We start from the raw sequence: 20500 nt of genomic DNA on the forward strand, positions 1-20500 counted from the left end.
CTTGAACCGCTTCACTACGTGAGATAAATCATGGGGTGACTGAGCATTGGCATGTGACGACTGCCACAATACATGCAAGGATTCCCGCACTGGACTGGATCGTCGCCCAGCATTCACAGACTTGCATTCAGTCCAGACCCCACAACGCCGCAAGGTGCGAGGTCACATGTGCAGCCCCTCTGTGGAACCCGGGCCCCCGAGGAAAGGAATTTGTCATCGATGACGAATGTCGTGACCACAGCCGTCGCCCAGCCATTCCTGTCAGCGTTGGGCGCCACGTCAGCGAGCAAGCTCCTGGCATTCAGCGAAGCCATCGTGTGCTCGCGAGGTACGAGGCTCTTCGAGGTGGGAGACCCGGCGACTGACATGTACCTCGTCGTCGAGGGAAAGGTGAAGCTCACCCGGCAGACTCCCGGAGACCAGCGGAGCATGAGTCGACAGTCATTGTTGTGGCTCATGGGGCCCGGCGACGCCTTCGGTGAGCTCTCCCTGGTCGATGGCGGCACACGTTCCACGACCGCCACGACCCTCACCCGAGCGAGCCTGCTGCGCATCCCGGGGGCTGACCTGCACGGTCTGGTGCACAGCCGTCACGACGTGGCACTGGCCCTGTTGGGGCGGTTGTCGGAGCGTCTGCGCAGAACCGATGACAACACTGCCCATTTCGTCACCGGTGACGTCCCGAGCCGGCTGGCATGGATCCTCCTCGATCTCACCGACCGATTCGGTGAGATGGACGGCACCACGGGCGACATCGTCGTGCGGCACGACCTCACCCAGAATGAGATGGCTCAGGCGGTGGGATCCTCACGTGAGACCCTCAACAAGGCTCTGACGGATTTCTCGAACCGCGGTTGGATCACAGCTCGCCCCAAGATCGTGACGGTCCTGGACCGGGAACGACTGGAGGCTCGAGCAGGCTGAGACACGAGTGGGCCCCGGCCCACCAAGCACCGAGCCGCACCAGCCATCAGCACACCGTTGTCCCATCACCACACCGTTGTCTCTGTGCTGACCAGCTTGCGTCGGGTGTTTCCCATCCTGGGAACAGGTTCAGACGCGAACAACCCTGGCCACCGACCCCACGATCCAGATCCAGCTGCCGGAGGGGTGACTGGGCGCTCAGACCTGCACCGTGAGCTCGACCTTGACAGGTGCCCCCAGCGGCAGACTGGCAACACCGATGGCGCTGCGAATGTGTCGCCCGGCGTCACCGAAAATCTCTCCGAACAACTCGGAGGCACCATTGGCCACCGCTGGCTGAGCGGTGAAGTCGGCAGTGCTGGCAACGTAGACGACAACTCTGACGACCCGGCGAATGTTGTTGACTCCACCGGCGACGTCGGCTGCAGCAGCCAAGGCATTGAGGGCAGCCACCCGGGCCTGCCCCGCAGCGTCCCCCTGACTGATCTGGTCCCCCACCAGGCCCGTCATGGGCAGTGAGCCCGAGACCAACGGCAACTGTCCGGAGGTGCTGATCTGATCGCCCACCTGGATGGCGGGAACATATGCTGCAACGGGTTTGGCAACTGGCGGTAGGTCAATACCGAGATCTGCGAGACGATCCTCGATGCTCATGCGTCCTCCTCAGTAATGGGACGTTTGAAGTATCCCACCAGGCTCTCTGGATTGGGGCCGGGAACCACTTGGACGAGCTCCCACCCCTCAGCCCCGAAATTGTTGAGGATCTGCTGCGACATGTGCGTCAGAATCGGCGCCGTGAAGTACTCCCAACGTGTCATGTCGCAAGCCTATCCTGACGAATGGGAACAGGTGGTCGGTGTCGCTCAGATGTCAGATGAGAGAGCGGCCCCCACCCTGCCAGACATCACTGTCGGGCTGTGGAGGTCCTGCTCCTCGTCGTGTGGGAGTCGGCCGCAAGGACGTCCCGCCAACTGGTGACATCTGGACGCTCGCGCAGCAGCTTGCGACGTTCACGCTCGGTCATACCGCCCCAGACACCCCATTCGATGCGATTGTCAAGGGCTTCGGCAAGGCAGCGGGAACGTACCGCACAATCCGTGCAGATCCTGCGCGCGCGTCGCTGCTCCTTGCCGTCGGGGAACAATGCGTCTGCCATTCCGCGACAGTTCGCAAGAAGGGTCCAGTCATCAGCCTCGTTGCCTGTCACGATTCGTACAGTACGCTCACCTGGCAAGCCAGGACAAGCATCGTTTGCCAGGAGATTAAGGATGATCTTTACCGGTGCCTCGCGGTTCAGGTTTCTGGGATTGTCTCACCGGTGACGTACTCTGGTTGCCATGCCGTCCACGCACCACAGGCCCGCCTCGTCGAACCGTTCCAGGGCGAGGATTGACCGACTGGAAGCTCAGACCCAGAGTTCCAGTCGGTTCTCCGCGTTCCTCAAGTTCTGCCTGGCAAGCATCCTCGCCGGTCTGTTGACAGCAGGGTTCGTCGTCCCGTTCGCTGCCCTGGCGAGCACGACGGCACGGGTGAGCGCAGACTCCCTGCAACACCTGCCGGCCGAGTTCGGTTCCAACCCACAGCCCCAGCGCTCTCAGATCTTCATGGCCGACGGCAGCGTCATGGCGACGTTCTTCGACGAGAACCGCGAGTACGTGCCGCTGGACAAGATCTCACCGGTGATGCGACAGGCGCAGATCGCCATCGAGGACAACCGTTTCTACTCCCACGGTGCCATCGACCTGCGCGGCACCATGCGCGCCCTGGTCTCCAACATGGGTGGGGCATCGACCCAGGGGGGTTCCACTCTCACCCAGCAGTACGTCAAACAGGCCCGAATCGAGATGGCGGTGTCGGCTGGCGACGAGGAGGGGGTGCGTTCTGCGCAGGAGCAGACGGTCTCCCGCAAGTTGCAGGAATTGCGCTACGCCATTGCCCTGGAGCACGACCTGTCCAAGGACCAGATCCTCGAGCGCTATCTCAACATCGCCTATTACGGCGATGGCGCCTACGGCGTCGAGGCAGCAGCGAAACACTATTTCGGGGTGACGGCCGACAAGCTCGACCTTGGTCAGGCTGCCATGCTCGCCGGCCTGGTGCAGAACCCGGTCTCCTACGATCCGGTGAACAACCCTGAGGCCGCGATCACTCGCCGCAATGTCGTGCTCACCAGGATGAAGAGCTTGGGGCTGGTCAGCGAGAAGGACGTCCAGGCGGCCATGAAGCAGGGGTTCAACCGCTCGCGGGTCACCTATCCCAAGACTGGCTGCATCAGCTCGAAGTACCCGTTCGTGTGCAATTACGTGTACCAGTCGCTACTGAGTTCGCCGAACCTGGGCAAGACGCGGGCCGAGCGTGAGAAGCTCGTGAAGCGCGGCGGCCTGGAGATTCACACCCTCATCGATCCCAAGGCACAGGATTCCGCCCAGCAAGCCGTCTCCAACTGGGTGGGGCCCACCGATCCCGTGCTGGGCGGGGTGGCGACGATCCAGCCGGGCACCGGACTCATCATGGCAATGGCCCAGTCTCGTCCCGAGATGGGCACCAAGTCCGGGCAGACCTATTACAACTACCTCGCCCCGTTGGGGTTGGGCGGTTTCGGAGGTTTCCAGGCTGGGTCGACGTTCAAGGCGTACACTTTGGCTGCTGCCCTGGAGAATGGCATCCCCATCTCCAAGCACTACTACGCAGGCTCCCCCATGGACTTCACCGGGGAGACCTTCCAAGGGTGCAAGGGGAAGGTTCGATCTGGCCCCTTCTCGGTGTCCAACTCGACCGGACATTCCGGGACCATGGGGCTTCGTACGGCTGCCGCGTACTCGGTCAACACGTACTTCGTCCAGCTGGAGCGTGACGCCGGTCTGTGCAATGTGACGAAGATGGCCAAGAAGACCGGCGTGGAACTGGCCAGTGGCAAGGACATCGTCAAGGAGTACGGTGCGATCCCCTCATTCACCCTGGGTACCGCGTACGTGACACCGCTGTCGATGGCCAGCTCGTACGCCACCTTCGCAGCACGCGGTGTGCACTGCGACCCGGTCATCGTCAAGTCGATCAAGAACAAGGACGGCCAGAACCTCAAGGTTCCCGACGCCAACTGCAAGCGCGTCATGAGCACCCAGGTTGCCGACGGTGTCAACGAGGTGCTCAAGGGAGTCATGAATGGCACCGGCGCCCCAGCCCGCATCCCGGGCGGGTACCCGCAGGCTGGAAAGACTGGTACCACGGACTCCAACGAGGCCGTGTGGTTCACCGGGTACACCCCTGCCGTTGCCGGTGCTGCCTTCATCGCCGCCGACTCCTCCAGCGAGCATTTCCGGGGCCGCGAGGTACGCTCCATCCGCGGGCTGCACATGAGTACCGGAAAGTACCTCAAGGGTTCCGGCGGTGGTGACGCCGGCCAGATCTACCGCAAGGCGATGGCTGCCACGCTGATGGGCAAGCCCAGAACGAGTTTCTCCGAGGCCACGGACGAGATTCAACACGGCAAGAAGGTGCCAGTGCCCTCCACCTCGGGAATGAACTACGACGAGGCGAAGAAGGCTCTGAGGGATGCCGGTTTCGACACCCGCACCAAACGAGTCCACTCCGAGAAGCCCGAGGGGACATTCTTGGGCGCCGATCCGGATGGCGGCAAGGCCCCTCAGGGATCGACGATCGACCTCCGAGTCTCATCCGGACCACGACCGACCTATCAGCGTCGTGCTCCCCAGAGGGACCGCTGGCAGCAGTGGCGACAGCAACAACAACCGGAACAACAACAGCAGGACCCGTGGCAGCAACAGCAACAGCAGCCAGCCCCCGCAGAACCGCCCCGCTACACTCAGCAGCCGCGTTGATGACGACGAGACACACTGCGGTCCGCATGGGGGCAGGCCTGGCTGTCCTCCCCGTTCTGGCAATGGGATGGGCAGTGGCAGAGGCGCACAGCTTCGTGGTGCGCAAGCAACAGGCCATGGTGCTGCCGCCGGGATCTGAACCGATTCGGGTGCTGCACATCTCGGATCTTCATCTGTTGGCCCGCCAGACGAGCAAGATCGAGTTCGTCCGTGGGCTGGCTCGTCTGCACCCGGATCTGGTCGTCAACACGGGCGACAATTTCTGCTCGGCCACGGCGCTCGAACCTCTGCTGGACGCGTTGGCCGGACTGCTGGAGCTGCCCGGGGTGTTCGTCTTCGGGTCGAACGACTATGCCGCCCCAGCATTTCGCCATCCCCTGGGCTACGTCGTGCATGGTCGCTCACCGGTCGACCACGGGACCAGCCAGCAGCTGCCCACTGAGCACCTGCGCTCCGCCCTGACCGAGGCTGGGTGGCTGGACCTCAACGACGCCTCGGGGGATCTGAGCGTGGCAGGCCGCAGACTCTCGTTCCGAGGCACGGACGACGCGCACCTTGATCGTGACCACTACGCCAAGGTCGCTGGCCCCGCCAACCGCGGCGCAGACCTCAACGTCGGGGTGACCCATGCGCCGTACCAGCGGGTGCTGGACGCCATGACGACCGACGGCATGGACATCATCTTCGCCGGCCACACGCACGGCGGCCAGGTGTGCCTGCCCTGGTACGGGGCCCTGGTCACCAACTGTGACATCGAACCTGGCCGGGTCAAGGGGTTGTCCACCCACAGTTGTGCAGGGCACACGGCAGCACTGCACGTCTCGGCAGGGCTGGGGACCTCACCGTTCGCCCCGTACCGCACCTTCTGCCGTCCCGAAGTGACGCTACTCACCCTGGTTGCTCGTGATGCCGAACGGAATGTCGACCACTGATCGTACGTTCAGCCGTTCCCAACCTGCTCGACACCAGCCCAGCCTCCTCGTCACGAATCCCAATTTGCTCTTCCGAAAGCACCTACGATAAACTAATCGCCGGTTCACGGAACCGAGCGGCGAGCGTGACACGTGCGGTCACGCTGTCCATCGGAATCGTGGGGCACTGCTGCAGGGTTTGCCCTTCCAGCAGATGGCGGTTGACGCCGTCCAGACCTTCGGGGTGTGGCGCAGCTTGGTAGCGCGCCTCGTTCGGGACGAGGAGGTCGCAGGTTCAAATCCTGTCACCCCGACCATTCGGTTCTTCACATAGCGGTTGTCGCCAGTGTCACAGCACACACCAGGCTGATCTGATGTGCATGGGGCCATGCCCACCGCGACGACGGTGCGGTGTCAGGTGCGGCAGTCCACAGCCCCACGAACAGTGTCATCACCGTGACCCCCACCACCGTCACGATCCACGGCAACGGGCCGGAACCAGCGATGCCGCCGGATCCGTGCACCCCAGGTGCCGCATGTCCGGAATACCTCGACCGTGGATGCCGTTACACCACCGGACCCCACCGAAGGAGGAATCATCATGGCACGCGCGCTCATCGCCGCCACGGACTTCGGAGTTGAGGAGGCCGAGATCGTCGAGCCCATCAACTCCCTCAAGAAGGCTGGTATCGAGGTAACCGTCGCCTCCAACAGCGGCGAAGCCATCCAGACCGTCACCGGTGACAAGGACTGGGCGTCCAAGATCGACGCCGACTCCACGCTGGCTGACGTCAAGGCCGACAACTACGACCTGCTCGTCATCCCTGGTGGCACCGTCAACGCGGACACCCTGCGTGTCGACGAGGACGGTCGTCGTCTGGTCAAGGAGTTCTCATCCGCGGGCAAGCCACTGGGAGCAATCTGCCACGGGCCGTGGGTTCTCATCGACGCCGGCGTGGCCAAGGGCAAGAAGATGACCTCCTACATCTCACTCCGTCCAGATCTTGAGAATGCCGGGGCCACTTGGGTGGACGAGGAGCTCGTCCGCTGCCCGGGTCATGACTGGGTGCTCATCACCTCGCGCAATCCCAACGACCTCCCGGCCTTCACCAAGGCCTTGGTCGACGAGGTCGCCTGACCACCGCATCAGCGTCATGACAAGGGCTCTCACCCTCGGGTGGGAGCCCTTGCCGTGTTCATTCCGAGATCACCGCGACGCCCCGAAACCGCGTCAGGATGGGCCGCACACCCAGGCATCCCCACATCATGAGATGTCCACCCACGATGACGGCTTTACATTGCAGTTTGGTCACAATGTCGTCCCAACCCCCTGAGACGAGTGCCGAAGGCTTCCGAGCAGTGGCATGGTGTCCCGAACAACCTGGGATCGTCGGGTACCTGCCGACGTGACGTGAGAAGGAGACACCATGCGTCGAATGAGGCCACTCATTGCGCTGTCCCTCGCGGGCTTGATGGCATTGTCAGCTTGCGGCGAGGACGTTGCGGCCAAGGATGAATCGGCCGCTGGTTCGTCGGGGAACGGAGCCAACAACAGCGCCCCCGCCAAGGACGGCGGTGCCATCACGGTCCGCGGATGCACACCCCAGAACCCACTCATCCCGGCCAACACCAACGAGACCTGCGGCGGCAACATCATGGACGCCGTCACCGCGCGACTCGTCCACTACAACCCCGACAGCGCCAAGCCCGAGCTCGACATCGCCAAGTCCATCGAGACCAAGGACAACCAGAACTTCACCGTCAAGATCAAGCCCGGCCTCAAGTTCTCCGACGGAACCGAGGTCAAGGCGCACAACTTCGTCGACGGCTGGAACTGGGGTGCCTATGGCCCCAACGCCCAGCAGAACTCGTACTTCTTCGAGCCGATCGAGGGCTACGACGCCCTGCAGTGCTCCGATGACAGCTGCTCCGCCAAACCCAAGGCCGACAAGATGACCGGCCTCAAGGCCGTCGACGACCAGACCTTCACCATCAGGACCACCGAGAAGGTCGCCAACCTGAAGGTCCGTCTGGGCTACACCGCCTTCGCCCCACTGCCGGACGCCTTCCTCAAGGACGCCAGGAACGACAAATGGGCCAAGACGTCATTCGGCGCCGGGCCGTTCAAGATCGTCGACAACACGGCAACCCAGATCGTCCTGGAGCGCAACGAGAACTACGCGGGCAGCTACAAGCCCCATGTCGACAAGGTGACCTTCAAGATCTACAACGACGCCGCCCCCGCCTACAACGACACCGTGGCCAACCAGCTCGACGTCACCGACCTCATCCCGACCGACCAGCTCACCAACGACCAGTGGAAGCAGGACCTGCCGGATCGTTGGGGTCTGCGCCCCTCCGGCATCTTCCAGTCGGTGACGGCGTCCAGCAAGGACACCCAGCTCAAGAACTCAGACCTCATCAAGGCCCTCTCGATGGACATCGACCGCGAGACCATCACCAAGCAGATCTTCGCCGGCTCCCGTGAGCCCGCCGACGGCTGGGCCACCCCGGTCGTCGAGGGCTACCAGAAGGGCAACTGTGGCGATCTGTGCAGCTACGACAAGGCCAAGGCCAAGGAGCTCTACGACAAGGCTGGTGGCTACAAGGGCACCCTCACCATCGCCGTCAACGGCGACGGTGACCACAAGTCGTGGTCCCAGGCCGTGTGCAACGGCTGGAAGAACGATCTCGGTGTCAACTGCCAGCTCAAGGTGACCCCGGACTTCAAGACCCTGCGTGACCAGATCACCAAGCGTGAGATCCAGGGCTTCTTCCGCACCGGATGGCAGATGGACTACCCGTCGCTGGAGAACTTCCTCACCCCGCTGTACGCCACTGGCGGCTCCAGCAATGACGGTGAGTACTCCAATCCAGCCTTCGACAAGAAGCTCAAGGAGGCGGCCGCAGCGACCAACACCGCGCAGTCCAACAAGCTCTACAACGAGGCCGAGAGGATGCTCGCCACCGACGTTCCCGCCATCCCGCTGTGGACCAGCTCGACGGCATATGGCTGGTCCGACAAGGTGGCCAACGTCAAGTTGACGCCGTTCGGCACCATCGACCTGACCTCCATCAGCGTGAAGTGAACCACTGACTCACAGGCGGCCCACCGTTTCGTGGTGGACCGCCTGTGCCCGCAAGGAAGACAACCATGGGTAAATACGTCGTCAGACGTCTGCTCCAGATGATTCCGGTGGTCATCGGAGCGACGTTCATCCTCTTCGCCCTCGTGTTCGCACTACCGGGTGACCCGACTGCCGGACGCTGCGGTGAGCGCCCCTGTCCACCGTCCTACGTGGCGGCGTTCCGCGCCGAGTACCACCTGGACGATCCACTGCTCACCCAGTACGGCATCTACCTGGGCAAACTGGTGCGCGGCGACCTGGGCACGAACTTCTACGGCAACTCCGTCACCGCGGAGCTGTCGGTGCGCTACCCGGTGACGATCAAGCTGGCCCTCATCGCCATCCTGGTCGAGATCATCATCGGCATCGGCGCGGGCGTGTGGGCCGGCGTGCGTCGTGGCAGGTTCATCGACTACCTCATCCTCATCTCATCCCTGGTCGTCATCTCGATCCCCTCGTTCGTCATCGGCTCCCTGGCCCAGCTCCTCTTCGGCCTCAAGCTCAACTGGGCGCCCGTGACCGCCTCCGACGGCACCTGGAGACAGCTGATCCTGCCCGGATTCGTCCTCGGGGCGTTGTCGGTGGCCTACGTGGCCCGTCTGACGCGCAGCAACCTCATCGAGAACCAACGTGCCGACTATGTGCGCACCGCCAGGGCCAAGGGCCTGTCGGGATTTCGCACCGTGACCGTCCACATCCTGCGCAACTCGCTGGTGCCGGTCATCACCTACATCGGCTACGACTTCGGTGCCCTCATGGGTGGTGCGATCGTCACCGAACGCATCTTCAACATCAATGGCATCGGCAACTTCATCTTCCGTTCCATCAGCCAGCGTGACGGCGTCTCGGTGGTGGGTGCCGTCACCTGCCTGGTGCTGGTGTACCTGCTCGCGAACCTCATCATCGACCTGCTGTACGGGGTTCTGGACCCGAGGATCAGCCATGACTGAACACACCATTCCCGATTCGACCCTTGACACGACTGTCACCGCCGATCCGCAGGTGGGCCCCGAGCAGCATTCTGGGGAGAGGAAACCCCGCTCCCTCTGGAACGACGCGTGGGACGATCTCAAGCACAATCCGCTGTTCTGGGTCTCGGCGGTGCTCATCGTCATCCTCGTGCTCATGGCTGCCGCCCCCGGACTGTTCACCCGCACGAATCCACGGGCCTGCAATCTGTCCGCAGCACGTCACCTGCCCTCGGCGGTGCACTGGTTCGGTACCGACGTGCAGGGGTGCGACGTCTACGCACGCACCATCTACGGTGCCCGCTCCTCCATGCTCGTCGGAGTGCTCGCCACCCTGGGCACGGCGATCCTGGGCTCGGTCATCGGCCTCATCGCCGGATTCCGCGGCGGCTGGTTGGACAGTCTGCTCTCGCGACTGGGTGACGTCTTCTACGCGATCCCACTCCTGCTGGGCGGCATCATCATCCTGTACACCTTCCCCAACAGGATCGGCACCCCGTACATCGTCATCGTCCTCAAGGTGGTGGGGGCCGTCGTCATCCTGGGATGGCCCTCCATCGCCCGGCTCATGCGATCCTCGGTGCTGCAGGTGATGCCCAACGACTACATCCAGGCCGCACGTGCCCTGGGAGCCAGTCCGTGGCGCATCATCACCCACCACATCCTGCCCAACGCGATGGCCCCGGTCATGGTGGTCGCGACGATCAACCTGGGGGCCTACATCGCCATCGAGGCGACGCTGAGCTACCTGGGCATCGGCCTGCAGGAACCTGCGATCAGCTGGGGAGTGTCCGTCTCCGACGCCTCCGGCCTGGGATACGTTCGCTCCGCCCCGCACATGCTGCTGTTCCCCTCGCTGTTCCTGTCGCTGGCAGTTCTGGCGTTCATCTTCCTGGGCGAGGCGGCACAGAGCGCCTTCGACCCGAAACGACACTGAGAGGAGCACGACATGGCACTGTCCAAGGCACGTCTGCAACTTGACCCGGTGGACGGAAAACTTCTCGAGGTCGACGACCTGCACGTCGAGTTCCGCACCCGCGACGGCATCGCCAAGGCCATCAACGGCGTGAACTTCTCACTGCGCGAGCGCGAGACCCTGGCCATCCTCGGTGAGTCCGGCTCCGGGAAATCGGTGACGGCCCAGGCGATCATGGGCATTCTCGACACTCCCCCGGCCCACATCACCGGCGGATCGATCACGTACTGCGGCATGGAGCTGCTCACTGCGCCTGCCAGGACGATGCAGGACATTCGCGGTGAACACATCGCGATGATCTTCCAGGACGCCCTGTCCGCCCTCAACCCGGTGTTCCCGGTGGGCTGGCAGATCGCCGAGATGTTCCGTCAGCACCGCAGGATGAACAGGTCCGACTCGCTGGAGCAGGCGGTACGGCTCATGGAGCGGGTGCGCATCCCGGCCGCCAGGCAGCGTGCCGGCAACTACCCGCACCAGTTCTCCGGCGGTATGCGTCAGCGCATCATGATCGCCATGGCGATCGCCCTCAACCCGCGAGTGCTCATCGCCGACGAGCCCACCACCGCCCTCGACGTGACGGTGCAGGCCCAGATCATGACCCTGCTCAAGGAGTTGCAGGACGAGGACGACATGGGCCTCATCCTCATCACCCACGACCTGGGCGTCGTCGCCGACGTGGCCGACGACATCGCCGTCATGTACTGCGGACGGCTGGTCGAGCACTCCGACGTCCACCGGCTGTACTCGAATCCGGCGCACCCGTACACCGTCGGACTCATCGACTCGATCCCGCGGCTGGACCAGCACGGCGACAAACTCTTCGCCATCGGCGGGCTGCCGCCGTCCCTGACGGATCTGCCCGCCGGGTGCTCGTTCCACCCGCGGTGCCGGTTCGCCACCGACGAGTGCCGGGTGGGAGCCGCCCCCGAGTTCCACGAGGTGGCCCCCGGCCGTCTCAGCGCCTGCCACCACACCGAGGAGGTGCTCCATGAGCGAGCCTGAATTCCGCAAACCCACCCAGTCGGCCCGCGAGCCCATCCTGTCGGTTCGTGACCTCAAGAAGCACTACCCGCTCAAGTCCGGCATCATCAAGCACACGGTCGGCAGCGTCAAGGCGGTGGACGGGGTGAGCTTCGACCTCTACCCCGGTGAAACCCTGGGTGTGGTCGGTGAGTCCGGATGCGGAAAGTCCACCCTGGGACGGCTGCTCGTCGCCCTGGAGCAACCCACCGAGGGAAGCATCGTCTTCGACGGCCAGGACGTCACCCACGCCAGGGGTGCGCAGATGCGCAAGCTGCGCCGCAACATCCAGATAGTCTTCCAGGACCCGTACACCTCGCTGGATCCACGCAAGACGGTCGGGGACATCATCGGTGAGCCGTTCCTCATCCACCCAGACGTCGTCCCCCGCAACAAGCGCCGCGAGCGGGTCAAGGAGCTGCTCGACCTGGTGGGGCTCAACCCCGAGCACATCAATCGTTACCCCCACCAGTTCTCCGGTGGCCAGCGTCAACGCATCGGGATTGCCCGCGGCATCGCGCTCAACCCCAAGGTCATCGTGTGTGACGAGCCCGTCTCGGCCCTGGACGTCTCGGTGCAGGCCCAAGTGGTCAACCTGTTGCAGGACCTGCAGAAGGACCTCGGACTGTCGTACATCTTCATCGCCCACGACCTGTCGGTGGTGCGCCACATCTCCGATCGGGTGGCCGTGATGTACCTGGGGCGGATCATGGAGATGGGCGACGAGCACCAGATCTACGAGCGCACGATCCATCCGTACACCCAGGCGCTCATGTCTGCGGTGCCGGTGCCCGATCCCGAGATGCGCGGCACGCGTCAGCAGATCATCCTGCACGGCGACGTGCCCTCCCCGGCCAATCCGCCGGCCGGCTGCCGATTCCACACCAGGTGTTGGCGGGCCCAGGACAAATGTGCCACCGACGACACCGAGTTGCTGCCGCGCAGTGACGGGGCCGGGGAGCACCTGTGCCGGTGCCATTTCTCCGCCCTCTTCGACAAGGCGTCGCTGGACATCACCTCCGACGATCTCAAGGGGTGATGCTGGGGCGGATCAGTCCCAGAGGAACGTTGAGCGGCCCCTGAGGCCGGGGAACCGAGTCGCTCACCCCACCGCACCCCAGCGACGTTCGTGGGACGCGGGTGAATGTGGGACTGTCGAGCCCCAAGACTCCCGGGCTCAGGAGCTGTCGCTTCACGGAGCTGCGGAATCAGGAGGAACAGGTAGCCGAATCTCCAGAACCCTCACCTCCACCAGCTCTGCGGTGGCCAGCGTCAACACATCGGGGTACCCGCAGTATCACCCCAAGGTCGTCGTGTGTGACAAGCCCCAGCCCTGGACATCTCGGTGCAGGCCCAGGTGGTCATTACGGCGAGACCTGCAGAAGGACCTCAGGTGCGCGGCAGGCCCAGACGGGCAAGGGCGTCAGCGAGCCCGTCGATCTGATCGTCGGTGTGGGTGGCCATGACGGTGACGCGCAGGATCGCCCGGCTCCTGGGCACCGTCGGCCACCGCATCGCAGGGACGAACCAACCTTGTTCCCCCAGCTCATGAGCCGCCTGGACGGAAGCCGTCTCGTCACCGACCGCCACCGGGACGATGGGGGTGGGCCAGCTGTTGAGTCCCAGCCGGGTGGCCATCCGGCTGACATTGCGGTGCAGATCTGGAACCGGGCTGTTCGGACCGTCGAGCACGTCCAGAGCAGCCGTCAGAGCGGCACAGACTGCAGGGCTCGGGGCGGTGGAGTACACGTAGGGCCGGGCACGCTGACGCAACATGGCAATCACCGACTCACTGGCGAGTACCGCCCCACCCTCGGCACCGAGCGCCTTCGACCCAGTGACGACGAGGACGTCGGGCGGATCCTGCTGCATGCCGAAATGCTCGACGATTCCTCGCCCAGTGGCACCGACGGTGCCCAGACCGTGGGCGTCGTCAACCATGAGTGCAGCCCCGAAGCGGCGGCACAGCTCCGTGAGTTCCGGCAGTGGTGCAAGGGTGCCGTCCATCGAGAACACTCCGTCGGTGACGACGAGACACCGTTGCCCGTTCGCCTCGACCAGCATGGCCTGCAACGCAGCGAGATCGCCGTGCGGGAAAACCGTCACCTCGGCGCCGTGTGACCTCGCCAACCGGCATCCGTCGATGAGGCTGGCGTGGTTGCTGGCGTCGGAGAAGATTCGCACCCCGGGCTCGGCCAGAGCGTGGAGCACGCCGGTGTTCGCGGCGAATCCAGAACCGAACAGGATCGCATCTGGGTAGTCCAGGAAGGCCGCGAGGGTACTCTCGACCAGCTCATGTGCGGTGCTCGTCCCGGTGGCCAGCCGCGATCCGCCCGACCCGACACCGAAGGTCCGAATGGCCTGACGCGCTGCCCCGATGACTTCGCTGCGTTCGGCAAGACCAAGATAGTTCGAGGAACTGAACAGGATCCTGGGCTCACCGTCAACGATGGCACGGGGAGTCTGGGGTGAGGAGAACGTCGCCGGGTGACGCTCCAACCCACGTCGCTGCCAGTCCAGCACCGTGTGCGTGGCTGCGTCCTCGATCCACGTCATGCGATTCTTCCCTTCTGCGCTCCAACTCACTGCCTGCTCCACCTCTGCGTACCTGCTGCCGATGCTTCTCGTCCCGCTGCCGGGACGGGTGCCACGGATACCATCCGTCAGCCTCAACGATTCAGGCTCATCATCCGAGGGAACTCAGGCTCACCGCCCTGAGGATGGGGGCCAGAAGCCCTTCATGATGATGGCACCGATGTTTCTGCCGCACTGCCCCGAGGATGAAGACCAGCCCCTGCCCGACATCCCAGCACCCTGACCGGCAACTGAACGGTCCACTCCCCCCCCCATTGCCCCGGATGGATCCAAACGATCGGGTCCTAGACAGGCTCGACGCTGCACTCACCACTGCCCCACGGATGGATCCCCGGCGCGTGGGGAATCGTTGCAGTGCGTCAGGAATTGCTGGCATGACAAAAATTGTCACCTGCCCGAGGACATGATCACCAGAATGACTCACGTCACGTCTGCCAGCTGCATTTGTTCACTGTCTCGCTGCAGTTGCCCGCTCAAGGGGCGGGACACGACTTCGCCTACTCGCTCGAAAATGATGCGTAGCCTCACCTCACGTTGTCGAAACCCCACCATCAACTCCGTCACCCTCGACGACCACCGGGGTGTGTTCCAGGTACTCGATGAGTCCTGCCACGTCGTCTCCCCGGACGAGGAAGACGCGCCCGCCCCGGGCGGACCCGGGCTCCTTGATGTGGGGGATGCGCTGGTAACCGTGTTGTGCGGTGGCGAGGTAGCCCGTCGTGTAGTCCGGGTCGTCGGAGATGCAGATCTCGGCGAGCACGTCGGGGCGGTGGGCAACCTTCGCAGCAAGCACCTGCGCCTCGAGCACCCGGTGCTTTCCGCCGATCGGGTTGGACCTCGCCGCGTCCATGCTCGTCACCCGCACCCCGCGTTGCTGGTCAGGCTCCAGCCGCTGGCCGGTGGCGGCGTCCAGAAGTATTGCGCCACGCATGTCCCGGGCTTCGGTGAGCAGCATCCACGCCCGTTGCGCGTGCTCGGTCAGCGGAGCCAGAGCCGTCACGACGGTGTCCCTGGCATCCTGGGGTGAGGCGGTGGGCAGCACGGTCGTGGGCAGAAAAGGCACTCGCACGAGTTCACTCATGTCGATCCGTCTTACGGTGAGGTGGATCTCATCCGGGGTCGCCTTGGGGTGAGCGAGTGCCCGATGCCCCATGTCGGCGCACAGCTGGGCCACCTCGTTCTCGTCCACGATCCGCTCGGCTCCAGAAACATGTCGGTCAGCCGCGCTGGCGCGCATTTTCACACTGTAGAGAGGCACGGCGTCATGATACGAGAGGCAACTTAACAGCGTTCAGCTGGGGTGGTGCATGATCCGCCTGTGCTGCCCGTCCCATGGTGGACATGGTTGCCAGCCAGGCCGGGAGCCGCGGTTCTCACCTACCGCTTTACCCACCTGACACTCCCCACTCCCCCTCGGCTGCCCCCTTCACCTGACACACCTGACAATTTTCATCAGACCGACCGACCACACATCATGTGACTGCCTCCAGCACCCGGCAGGTGACGATTTTCGTCAGGTGGGTGAAGCCGCGCCGCTCCCCAGACTCACAACGGGGATCAGCTGACAAAAATGTTCACTCCCCATGACAGCATCACCGTGCCGCGCCCCACTCGCCGAAGCGGACCCCATCTCGCCGCAGTTTCCCGGACCGGTCTTCCCTGCCAGCAGCTTTGGCTCATGGCCCTCACGCTTCGTGACACTTTCGACCAGACAGAGCCCAGGACCGCATCGCCATGCCGGACAATTCTTGCCACCAGAGCAATCTCGCCCCTCATGTCTTGCCACCAGACCGATCTCACACCATGCCTTGCCACCAGGCCAGACTGATCTCCCCTCTCATGATCGTTCTGCCTCGGGAGCGTCAATTTTTGTCAGCTGCGACCCGCCTTCGTCACTGTGGTGACCGAACGGGGCCTGAAACGTCAGAAATGTGCATCACGGACAGGAATCCGACACCTTTCCACACTGTGGGAGATAGATTCGGCATATTGGCAAAGTCGCCTCACAGTTGGAGTACCAGTGACCACCACATCAACCACGCCAACCATTCGGTCGGTGGACCGTGCGCTCGACCTGCTCACCGCCGTATGTGATCATCCGGGTATCACACTCAGTGAAGCTGCCCGCTCTGCAGGACTGGCACCGTCAAGCGCCCTGCGGCTGCTGCGCACACTCACGGAAAGTGGCTACCTCTCACGTACCCCCGACGGCTTGTACGACGTGGGCCCCGAGCTCATCCGCGTATCCGGTCGGGTGCTTGCCGACAACTCGCTACGTCGCTTGTGCCGCCCAACGATGACCCAGCTGGCTGCCGAGACTGGCGAGTCGGTGTATCTCTCGGTGCGACATCATGACCGGGCCATCTATCTGGCCCTCGTACCGGGCATTCGCGCCATCCAGCATCGATCCTGGGAGGGCCAGTCCATCTCGTTGGAGACGAGCGCCGCCGGAGCTGTACTCACCGGACGCATCGGGCAGGCACGCTATGCCGTCATCACCTCAGGCGTGGAGAAGGACGTCGTCGGCATCGCAGCCCCCATCACCTTGCACGATGAGGTCATCGCTGCACTGAGCATGGTCATCCCCTCCTGCCACCTCAACCACGAACTCACCACCCGATACGGCACGATGGTGGCATCCTGCGCAGCGTCTCTGTCCAAGCTCATTGGCGACAATCCACCCCACCGGCGCCGGCGACAGAGAACACACCGACCGTCCGCCCGGGCCGAGGCAGCTCAACCCACCACTGACCATGCGTCCCCCACCAACAGCCATCCCAAGCCGTTGGCATCATCCCTGTGAAACCACACCACTGGACCAGGCCCAATGCTCACCCTCATCTCTCCTGCCAAGTCACTGGACCTACGAAGCCCAACCCCTGGCCACCAGACGACTGAGCCCCGCATGCTCGACGACGCAACCAGTCTGGCCACGATCATGGCGGGGAAGACGTCCGCGGATCTGCGCATGCTCATGGGCGTCTCCGAGGAGATCGCCACCCTCAACGTGGAGCGCTACCGCAACTTCCAGCCCGGCACCCCCGATGAAGCCCGGCCGGCCGCCACCACCTTCAACGGAGCCGTTTACCGCGGTATGGAGCCGCACCTCTTCACCACTCGGGACTGGACCGAGGCACAGAAGGTACTGCGTATCCTCTCCGGTCTGTACGGCGTGCTTCGCCCGCTCGACCGCATCCAGCCATATCGTCTGGAGATGGGAACTGCTCTGCACACCGATCGCGGGTCGACCTTGGTGGACTGGTGGGGCGAACGCATTCGCATGTTGCTCGAAGCCGACCTTGCCGAGTCACCTGGCGCAAAGGTCATCGTCAATCTGGCCTCCGCTGAGTACTTCCGTCCGGTCAGGGGCATCGACGCCACCGTCATCTCGCCGCGTTTTGAGTCCCGGGATCGGCAGGGCCGTTGGAAGGTCATCTCCTTCACCGCCAAGACGGCTCGAGGACTCATGGCCGGATGGTTGGTACGCAACCGGGTACGCACCCCCGGCGCCCTCAAGAACTTCGACGTCGGCTGGCGATACCACGTGGAAGGCTCCACACCAGAAGTTCCAGTGTTCCGCAAGGGGGAATGACTCCCGGAATGCAAGGTCGACCTCACCAGCTGAGGTACATGACATGGCCCTCACGGGGACCCGATCCCCAAATTGAGCGCATGCCGAGGTGGGGCCCAGCCTTTCTGACCCTATTGCACAACTGAGCGAGCTCCCCCACTGGACGAGGCTCATGTGCTCGCTGGCAGATCCATCCATGATTTCGCCAGTGGCACGGCCTGTGAATGCTGCGAGTGTTCACACCTCGGCAGAGTGCCCCTGAGCGCCGGTGAACAAAAATGTCAGCCCGGCACTCCTCACCGCACAATACTGACGCACTGTCCGGGAGCGAGGGGATTCTGACGGATCATTCGAGCTGGTGGGTCCTGCCGCTCTGCGAATCCAACGTCAGTGGCGACCCCCAGCTCACGAAGACCCGTCCAGGTCAAGCGCCCGGGACAGCATTCGGCGGAATTCCCGGCCCAGCACATTGCTGTGAGGCACCCCTGGAGGAACAGGTTGACGGATCCTCCTCGTCTTGGAGAGCCAGATCCTTCTCCCATGCCTCAGGAGAACAGGTCCAACCTCGCTCATGTGTTCCTGCCGTAGCGTCGGTTGAATCTCTCCACCTGACCAGAGGTGTCGATGATCTTGGCTCGCCCGGTGTAGAAGGGGTGGCTGGCTGAGGTGATGTCGACATCGATGAGGGGGTAGGTGTTGCCGTCCTCCCCGATGTGTTTGGAACTGGTGGCAGTCGATCTCGTGAGAAAGGTCATGCCCGCTGAGATGTCTCGAAAGACCACCGAGTGGTAGCCGGGATGGATGCCCTGTTTCATCGTCGTCCTTCCAGCATGAGTTGTGTCTCGCCACCAGTACTATATGATAATGATTCTCATATGTAAGATACTGTGACAGGAGCTCCCCTGTCCCGACGCTGTCAGGTCCGCGGCACCAGACCTGGATTCGGCAACAACGTCTCACATTCCCAACGCCGCACCAGACGCCGTTGGAACCCCAACATCCAGCGGAAGTGCTACTGGGTTCCGTCGCTGGGTAGGCGAATCACCCTCACCCTGACCCCAAGGCGATGAAGGAAATCGATCGGCGCGGCATCGACGTCGTCGTTGCCGAAATGCTCACTCGAGGAGAGAGGATCTGATGGCCAAGAAATCCACACAGCTGCGATCCATCATCAAGCTGCGCTCGGCTGCCGGAACTGGCTACACCTACGTCACCCGCAAGAATCGTCGCAACACACCAAATCGCCTCGTCCTGCGAAAATTCGACCCCATCGCGCGCCGCCACGTCGAGTTCAAGGAGACCCGCTGATGGCCAAGAAGTCCAAGATCGCCGCACAGGCAAGACGCAAGAAGATGGTGGCCAAGTATGCCGACCGGCGTGCCGAGCTCAAGGCCATCATCAAATCGTCAACAGCCACACTGGACGAGCGGATGGAGGCGTCCCGCGCATTGTCCGCCCTGCCGCGAGACTCGTCACCGGTGCGGCTGCGCAACCGCGACCAGATCGACGGACGCCCCCGTGGCTACGTCGGTAAGGCAGGAGTGTCTCGTATCCGGTTCCGCGAGATGGCACACCGCGGCGAACTTCCCGGAATCACGAAGTCAAGTTGGTGAGAACATGGCAGTACCCAAGCGCAAGAAATCCCGTTCAACCACCCGCCACCGGCGGGCACAGTGGAAGGCCTCAGCCCCCAGACTGGTGGAGATTCACATCGGCGGCAGAAGCATGCGGGTGCCACAACACTTGGCCAAGGCCTACCGCTGCGGACTGATCTCTCCCGACGACTGATCGGATCGGTTGGTTCAGCACCGATCCTGCAGTTCCTCATGGCAGGCCTCCAGGTGGCGAGACCTCGCTGCGGGGCCGTGCTCTGAGGGTTGGTGAACAAAAATGTCAGCACCAGCCCGGTCGCGACAGAATTGTTGATTAACCGGCGTGTGACCGGGAATCCTCTAGGGTTGTCGTCATGAGCAAGCCTGAAGTCACCCTGCCCGATTCCGCCCCCGACGAGCTCGTCCTCGACGACATCACTGTCGGTGACGGCCCCGAGGCCTCTGCCGGCAACCTCGTTGAGGTGCACTACGTCGGAGTGGCCCTGAGTACCGGTCGCGAATTCGATTCGTCGTGGGACCGCGGAGAGCCGTTGACCTTCCAACTGGGAGCCGGTCAGGTGATTCCCGGGTGGGATGACGGTGTGCAGGGCATGAAGGTGGGCGGACGACGCCGACTCGTCATCCCCCAAGATCTGGCATACGGCCCGCAGGGCATTCCCGGTGTCATCGCCGGCGGTGAGACGCTGATTTTCGTCTGCGACCTCGTCAACGTCATCTGAGTCCAGAACACTGAATCTGCGGCCTCACGTCGCGAACCACGGCAGCGTCCGTACCCATCGTGGGTACGGACGCTGCCGTGTAAGGCGTTGTCACCAGTCACCGTGTTGGCCCCGCCATCCTCGACATGGTCGTCCGAAAAACACCGAAACCTGCAGAGCCGCCCGCTACCGTGCCCAGGACGCCCACCATCGAGCTCAGAAGTTCGTGTTCAAAAATGTCAGCACGCCGATCGACC

21 protein-coding genes, 1 tRNA gene and 1 pseudogene are annotated in these 20500 nt (G+C 63.4%); 17 read left to right on the forward strand and 6 right to left on the reverse strand.

Going from position 1 to position 20500, the window contains the following annotated elements:
- Nucleotides 1-219: 219 nt before the first annotated feature.
- Nucleotides 220-924: a Crp/Fnr family transcriptional regulator gene (locus CKV91_RS01320; protein WP_065860369.1), complete on the forward strand. Its 705-nt coding sequence runs from the start codon at nucleotides 220-222 to the stop codon at nucleotides 922-924.
- A gap of 198 nt (nucleotides 925-1122) precedes the next feature.
- Here CKV91_RS01320 and CKV91_RS01325 read toward each other — a convergent pair whose 3' ends face one another.
- The 3 genes from CKV91_RS01325 to CKV91_RS01335 all read right to left on the reverse strand — a co-directional run bounded on the left by CKV91_RS01325 (nucleotide 1123) and on the right by CKV91_RS01335 (nucleotide 2131).
- Complete coding sequence (locus tag CKV91_RS01325; protein WP_021104009.1) at nucleotides 1123-1578, reverse strand: RidA family protein; 456 nt, start codon at nucleotides 1576-1578, stop codon at nucleotides 1123-1125.
- Nucleotides 1575-1742, reverse strand: a complete 168-nt coding sequence (locus tag CKV91_RS01330) for a DUF4177 domain-containing protein (RefSeq protein ID WP_021104008.1) — start codon at nucleotides 1740-1742, stop codon at nucleotides 1575-1577. The genes CKV91_RS01325 and CKV91_RS01330 overlap by 4 nt, the downstream gene beginning before the upstream one ends.
- Nucleotides 1743-1828: 86 nt before the next feature.
- Complete coding sequence (locus tag CKV91_RS01335) at nucleotides 1829-2131, reverse strand: WhiB family transcriptional regulator (RefSeq protein WP_021104007.1); 303 nt, start codon at nucleotides 2129-2131, stop codon at nucleotides 1829-1831.
- Nucleotides 2132-2261: 130 nt separating this feature from the next.
- Here CKV91_RS01335 and CKV91_RS01340 point away from each other — a divergent pair, with 130 nt between their 5' ends.
- The 9 genes from CKV91_RS01340 (at nucleotide 2262) to CKV91_RS01385 (ending at nucleotide 12805) form a co-directional block, all read left to right on the forward strand.
- Nucleotides 2262-4763, forward strand: coding sequence for a penicillin-binding protein (locus tag CKV91_RS01340; protein WP_065860368.1), 2502 nt, complete (start codon nucleotides 2262-2264; stop codon nucleotides 4761-4763).
- Nucleotides 4763-5695: a metallophosphoesterase gene (locus CKV91_RS01345; protein ID WP_065860367.1), complete on the forward strand. Its 933-nt coding sequence runs from the start codon at nucleotides 4763-4765 to the stop codon at nucleotides 5693-5695. Before CKV91_RS01340 ends, CKV91_RS01345 begins: the two co-directional genes overlap by 1 nt.
- A 219-nt stretch (nucleotides 5696-5914) precedes the next feature.
- Nucleotides 5915-5991 (forward strand) — tRNA-Pro (locus tag CKV91_RS01350).
- A 281-nt stretch (nucleotides 5992-6272) separates the two neighbouring features.
- Nucleotides 6273-6812, forward strand: a complete 540-nt coding sequence (locus CKV91_RS01360) for a type 1 glutamine amidotransferase domain-containing protein (protein ID WP_065860547.1) — start codon at nucleotides 6273-6275, stop codon at nucleotides 6810-6812.
- A 289-nt stretch (nucleotides 6813-7101) separates the two neighbouring features.
- The gene (locus tag CKV91_RS01365) at nucleotides 7102-8763 is read left to right on the forward strand and encodes a peptide ABC transporter substrate-binding protein (protein ID WP_065860365.1); all 1662 of its coding nucleotides are present in this window, start codon (nucleotides 7102-7104) and stop codon (nucleotides 8761-8763) included.
- A gap of 65 nt (nucleotides 8764-8828) precedes the next feature.
- On the forward strand, nucleotides 8829-9752 hold the full coding sequence (locus CKV91_RS01370) for an ABC transporter permease (protein ID WP_021104002.1): 924 nt from the start codon (nucleotides 8829-8831) through the stop codon (nucleotides 9750-9752).
- On the forward strand, nucleotides 9745-10707 hold the full coding sequence (locus CKV91_RS01375) for an ABC transporter permease (protein ID WP_065860364.1): 963 nt from the start codon (nucleotides 9745-9747) through the stop codon (nucleotides 10705-10707). The genes CKV91_RS01370 and CKV91_RS01375 overlap by 8 nt, the downstream gene beginning before the upstream one ends.
- 12 nt (nucleotides 10708-10719) lie before the next feature.
- Nucleotides 10720-11748, forward strand: a complete 1029-nt coding sequence (locus CKV91_RS01380; RefSeq protein ID WP_065860363.1) for an ABC transporter ATP-binding protein — start codon at nucleotides 10720-10722, stop codon at nucleotides 11746-11748.
- Nucleotides 11735-12805 (forward strand): ABC transporter ATP-binding protein, encoded by a 1071-nt coding sequence (locus CKV91_RS01385; protein ID WP_021105166.1) that lies wholly within the window; start codon nucleotides 11735-11737, stop codon nucleotides 12803-12805. The genes CKV91_RS01380 and CKV91_RS01385 overlap by 14 nt, the downstream gene beginning before the upstream one ends.
- Nucleotides 12806-13155: 350 nt before the next feature.
- On the opposite strand, the gene CKV91_RS01390 is transcribed toward CKV91_RS01385, so the two are convergent.
- A complete protein-coding gene (locus CKV91_RS01390) occupies nucleotides 13156-14322 on the reverse strand; it encodes an aminotransferase class I/II-fold pyridoxal phosphate-dependent enzyme (RefSeq protein ID WP_065860362.1) in 1167 nt (388 codons plus the stop codon).
- Nucleotides 14323-14890: 568 nt separating this feature from the next.
- Nucleotides 14891-15619, reverse strand: a complete 729-nt coding sequence (locus CKV91_RS01400) for a 6-carboxyhexanoate--CoA ligase (protein WP_036957048.1) — start codon at nucleotides 15617-15619, stop codon at nucleotides 14891-14893.
- Nucleotides 15620-16381: 762 nt separating this feature from the next.
- On the opposite strand from CKV91_RS01400, the gene CKV91_RS01405 reads away from it, so the two are divergent.
- Together CKV91_RS01405 and CKV91_RS01410 are read left to right on the forward strand one after the other, a co-directional pair.
- Nucleotides 16382-17164 (forward strand): IclR family transcriptional regulator, encoded by a 783-nt coding sequence (locus tag CKV91_RS01405; RefSeq protein ID WP_021105170.1) that lies wholly within the window; start codon nucleotides 16382-16384, stop codon nucleotides 17162-17164.
- Between the two features lie 24 nt (nucleotides 17165-17188).
- The gene (locus tag CKV91_RS01410) at nucleotides 17189-17953 is read left to right on the forward strand and encodes a YaaA family protein (protein ID WP_021105171.1); all 765 of its coding nucleotides are present in this window, start codon (nucleotides 17189-17191) and stop codon (nucleotides 17951-17953) included.
- A 548-nt stretch (nucleotides 17954-18501) separates the two neighbouring features.
- On the opposite strand, the gene CKV91_RS01415 is transcribed toward CKV91_RS01410, so the two are convergent.
- Nucleotides 18502-18747, reverse strand: a complete 246-nt coding sequence (locus tag CKV91_RS01415; RefSeq protein WP_021105172.1) for a type B 50S ribosomal protein L31 — start codon at nucleotides 18745-18747, stop codon at nucleotides 18502-18504.
- Nucleotides 18748-18834: 87 nt separating this feature from the next.
- Between CKV91_RS01415 and rpmB the strand changes: the two are divergent.
- The 5 genes and pseudogenes from rpmB (at nucleotide 18835) to CKV91_RS01440 (ending at nucleotide 20264) form a co-directional block, all read left to right on the forward strand.
- Nucleotides 18835-19070 (forward strand): annotated as a pseudogene (gene rpmB, locus CKV91_RS01420) (50S ribosomal protein L28).
- Nucleotides 19070-19240 (forward strand): 50S ribosomal protein L33, encoded by a 171-nt coding sequence (rpmG, locus tag CKV91_RS01425; RefSeq protein WP_021105173.1) that lies wholly within the window; start codon nucleotides 19070-19072, stop codon nucleotides 19238-19240. The pseudogene rpmB and the gene rpmG overlap by 1 nt, the downstream one beginning before the upstream one ends.
- Before the next feature lie 44 nt (nucleotides 19241-19284).
- Entirely contained in the window at nucleotides 19285-19545 is a 261-nt protein-coding gene (rpsN, locus tag CKV91_RS01430; protein ID WP_462675107.1) for a 30S ribosomal protein S14, read from the forward strand.
- A gap of 4 nt (nucleotides 19546-19549) precedes the next feature.
- Nucleotides 19550-19720 carry a 50S ribosomal protein L32 gene (rpmF, locus tag CKV91_RS01435; RefSeq protein ID WP_021103992.1) on the forward strand — a complete coding sequence of 57 codons (171 nt, stop codon included), beginning with the start codon at nucleotides 19550-19552 and terminating at the stop codon, nucleotides 19718-19720.
- 178 nt (nucleotides 19721-19898) lie between these two features.
- Nucleotides 19899-20264, forward strand: coding sequence for an FKBP-type peptidyl-prolyl cis-trans isomerase (locus tag CKV91_RS01440; protein ID WP_021105175.1), 366 nt, complete (start codon nucleotides 19899-19901; stop codon nucleotides 20262-20264).
- Nucleotides 20265-20500 lie beyond the last annotated feature (236 nt).

This window comes from Cutibacterium granulosum, from assembly GCF_900186975.1.
In the GTDB taxonomy this organism is placed as follows: Bacteria; Actinomycetota; Actinomycetes; order Propionibacteriales; family Propionibacteriaceae; genus Cutibacterium; species Cutibacterium granulosum.

Coding starts and splice junctions, on each gene's coding strand:
- CKV91_RS01330 (WP_021104008.1), bottom strand. CDS start 1,742: ATGACACGTTGGGAGTACTTCACGGCGCCGATTCTGACGCACATGTCG.
- rpsN (WP_462675107.1), top strand. CDS start 19,285: ATGGTGGCCAAGTATGCCGACCGGCGTGCCGAGCTCAAGGCCATCATC.
- CKV91_RS01415 (WP_021105172.1), bottom strand. CDS start 18,747: ATGAAACAGGGCATCCATCCCGGCTACCACTCGGTGGTCTTTCGAGAC.
- rpmF (WP_021103992.1), top strand. CDS start 19,550: ATGGCAGTACCCAAGCGCAAGAAATCCCGTTCAACCACCCGCCACCGG.
- CKV91_RS01390 (WP_065860362.1), bottom strand. CDS start 14,322: ATGACGTGGATCGAGGACGCAGCCACGCACACGGTGCTGGACTGGCAG.
- CKV91_RS01375 (WP_065860364.1), top strand. CDS start 9,745: ATGACTGAACACACCATTCCCGATTCGACCCTTGACACGACTGTCACC.
- CKV91_RS01345 (WP_065860367.1), top strand. CDS start 4,763: ATGACGACGAGACACACTGCGGTCCGCATGGGGGCAGGCCTGGCTGTC.
- CKV91_RS01320 (WP_065860369.1), top strand. CDS start 220: ATGACGAATGTCGTGACCACAGCCGTCGCCCAGCCATTCCTGTCAGCG.
- CKV91_RS01340 (WP_065860368.1), top strand. CDS start 2,262: ATGCCGTCCACGCACCACAGGCCCGCCTCGTCGAACCGTTCCAGGGCG.
- rpmG (WP_021105173.1), top strand. CDS start 19,070: ATGGCCAAGAAATCCACACAGCTGCGATCCATCATCAAGCTGCGCTCG.
- CKV91_RS01440 (WP_021105175.1), top strand. CDS start 19,899: ATGAGCAAGCCTGAAGTCACCCTGCCCGATTCCGCCCCCGACGAGCTC.
- CKV91_RS01380 (WP_065860363.1), top strand. CDS start 10,720: ATGGCACTGTCCAAGGCACGTCTGCAACTTGACCCGGTGGACGGAAAA.
- CKV91_RS01365 (WP_065860365.1), top strand. CDS start 7,102: ATGCGTCGAATGAGGCCACTCATTGCGCTGTCCCTCGCGGGCTTGATG.
- CKV91_RS01325 (WP_021104009.1), bottom strand. CDS start 1,578: ATGAGCATCGAGGATCGTCTCGCAGATCTCGGTATTGACCTACCGCCA.
- CKV91_RS01385 (WP_021105166.1), top strand. CDS start 11,735: ATGAGCGAGCCTGAATTCCGCAAACCCACCCAGTCGGCCCGCGAGCCC.
- CKV91_RS01370 (WP_021104002.1), top strand. CDS start 8,829: ATGGGTAAATACGTCGTCAGACGTCTGCTCCAGATGATTCCGGTGGTC.
- CKV91_RS01410 (WP_021105171.1), top strand. CDS start 17,189: ATGCTCACCCTCATCTCTCCTGCCAAGTCACTGGACCTACGAAGCCCA.